Source organism: Rhodococcus sp. IEGM 1370 (genome assembly GCF_033142325.1).
In the GTDB taxonomy this organism is placed as follows: Bacteria; Actinomycetota; Actinomycetes; order Mycobacteriales; family Mycobacteriaceae; genus Rhodococcoides.
This window is the reverse complement of the sequence record NZ_JAWLRY010000005.1, coordinates 190,898-193,117: the sequence shown is the minus strand read 5'-3', so window position 1 is coordinate 193,117 and position 2,220 is coordinate 190,898. Positions and strand designations below refer to the sequence as shown.

The window sequence follows — 2,220 nt, the reverse complement described above, 5'->3', positions numbered from 1 at the left end:
TCACTTGCCCTTCGACGGCACGGTCACGATGGCCGACATCGGGTCGGTGGACCCGGAGACCTCGGTTCGGTTCGGACTGTCGAGCCGCGGCGGCCTGTGCGCGCGATTGAGCAATTCTGGCTTCCGTTCTGGTCTGCGTTCGTGTCGATTCACACACGTTCGGTGGTGATATGCCGTCGTATCGATTCGTCGCGCACGGCCCACTGGATTGAAACAGGGAAAGGGTACGGTTCTACCGAAGAGAACCAACCTCGAGTTCGCGAACCGAGTGCGTGGTGACTCTCGAATTCGACGTCCTGTCCGACATGAACTCCCCTCCCCACCAGGCGTACGACACGTTCGACCACGTCGGCGTTCGTGCTGCACTCACATGCACACGCGAGACCGTCGGCCAACCGCCGAAAGCCGACCCGAAATTCCGCGTCGAGCATCCCAGCGGCTTACAAAGATACAACATCGGCAGGATTCTTTTGTGCGGTAATCATAAGAACCATCGATCGCCGACTCCAGCCTGTTACAGAAGTGACCCCGAGTGCTACCCGAACAGGCGCTATTCGGTCGAACGAATGACTGCCCACGCCGCGTCGCACAGCATTGTCCGACCCGTATCGGACCTGTCGTTGTGATCGACCCACCGTTTACCGACTCGACGATTGTTTCAGGAGGCGGAGCGGCGGCGCCCGACCACGAGCGTCGCGCCGAGGGCTCCGACTGCCGCCAGACACAGCACCAGTTCCGATCCGAAGCCGATTCGTGTCGCGACGGTGAGGGATTGTCGCAGTACAACACTGGAAACCAGCACGTCGGGAGTGAACAGCGGCGAATCCTGCAGAACCTCTCCGTCCGGCGCCACGATCGCGCTCACACCACTCGTGGCGGCCACCACGACAGTTCTGCCGTGCTCGACGGCGCGCACCCTGGACATCGCGAGTTGTTGGTAGGTCATTTCGGTGTCGCCGAAGGTCGCGTTGTTGGTTGGAATTGCAATGAACTCCGCGCCCGATCGGACCGATTCCTCGAGGGCGCGATCGAATGCGACTTCGTAGCAGGTCGCTATTCCGGCTGCTATTCCCCCGGCGCGGACAACTCCGTTTCCGTTACCGGGAACGAAATAACCCGCTCGGTCGGCATATTCCGAGAACAATCGAAAAAAACTTCGGAATGGCAAGTATTCGCCGAACGGTTGAATTATCTTCTTGTCGTGCCGCTCACCGGGCCCGTCCGTACCGTTCCACGCAATCACCGAATTCGTGTTCGTGCCATCGGCATTGACGAGTACGGTCCCGACGAGAATCGGAGCCCCCACAGCCACGGACGCCTGCGTGATGAGAGTTGCAGCGTCGGCATTTCTCAATGGATCTATGTCGGAGGCATTCTCGGGCCACACGACGAGATCCGGGGCAGGTTGCATGCCTGCCTCGACGTCGGCGGCCAAACTCATCGTTTCACGGACGTGATTGTCCAGCACCGCTCGCCGCTGGGCGTTGAAGTCCAGACCCAGACGCGGAACGCTTCCCTGGACGGCTGCGATCGTCACGGTCCGTTCGTCGCCTTCCGGTGCGTCGTTGCTGTGCAGCGTGGGTAGCAGCGCCACGGCCGCTATGGACGCGACCGTCGTGGCGGCGACCGGCCCGAGGAACGAACGCACTCCGTCGCGCCGAGTGCCCGCGACCAGCAGCGCGGCCGTTCCGGTTCCGGTCAGTGCCACACCGAAACCGAGCAACGGTGCACCCCCGATGCTCGCCAAGGGAAGCAGCCAGCCCTCGGGTTGTCCGAACGCCAACCGGCCCCACGGGAAACCGCCGAAGGGAACACTGGACCGAAGCCACTCGGTCAGGCTCCAGGCCAATGCCATCGACACGGGCCACCAGGCACTCCGTGCTGCGACCACACCGAGCACTCCGAACAAGCCGACGAAGACGGACTCGGCGGCGGCGAGCGCCAGCCAGGGCATCGGTCCCACGTAGACACCGATCCACGGGAGCAGTGGAACGAAGAATCCGAGTCCGGCGGCACAGCCGTAGCCGAATCCCGCTTTCAGCGACAACGGACTTCGGCCGCCGAAGCCGGTCAGGACGAGGGCCAGCAGCGCGATTCCGAGCGGTGCCAGAAACCACAGGGTTCGCGGAGGAAAGCTCGCAAATATCAGGGCACCACCGGCAACGGAGAGTGCAGTGGACATCGAGGCTCGTCGTAGTCGCCCCGCCGACGAGGCCCCGG

The 2,220-nt window shown here is 62.8% G+C and carries 1 protein-coding gene; it reads right to left on the bottom strand.

The genetic code is table 11. From position 1 onward, the window contains the following. Nucleotides 1–658: 658 nt before the first annotated feature. The gene (gene lnt, locus R4P47_RS10540; RefSeq protein WP_149405761.1) at nucleotides 659–2,182 is read right to left on the bottom strand and encodes an apolipoprotein N-acyltransferase; all 1,524 of its coding nucleotides are present in this window, start codon (nucleotides 2,180–2,182) and stop codon (nucleotides 659–661) included. Nucleotides 2,183–2,220 lie beyond the last annotated feature (38 nt).